At 59.1% G+C, this 274-nt stretch carries 1 protein-coding gene; it reads right to left on the bottom strand.

Annotated features, from left to right (window positions below; all coding sequences use genetic code 11):
* A partial coding sequence (locus BK665_RS33105; RefSeq protein WP_148053271.1) for an RsiV family protein occupies window positions 1-274 on the bottom strand: 274 nt, incomplete at both ends.

Here is a 274-nt window from a genome sequence, read left to right as displayed (position 1 = left end):
AGAATGCCGTTCAGACGCGGATAAGGAATCTTCAGTTCGACGTGGCCCAGCGCGTAAGGCGCAATGGTGGTCACGTCGTACTTGAGGATCACGCCGCCATAGGTCAGCGCCACGTTCGGGGTTTTCACGAACGGCCAGTTCGCCACGAACTCCGGCTCCTGATCGAGCTTGGTGCTGATCAACCAGCTGTTGTGCGCGACCTGCGCCGCTTTCCAGAACGCCTCTTCCTGACCCGGCATCAGCATGTCGGACAGGTTCAGCACTTTGTGCTGCT

This window comes from Pseudomonas frederiksbergensis (assembly GCF_003732665.1).
Lineage (GTDB): Bacteria > Pseudomonadota > Gammaproteobacteria > Pseudomonadales > Pseudomonadaceae > Aquipseudomonas > Aquipseudomonas frederiksbergensis_G.
Note: the sequence above shows the minus strand (reverse complement) of the source record. Positions and strands in the feature narration are given on the sequence as shown.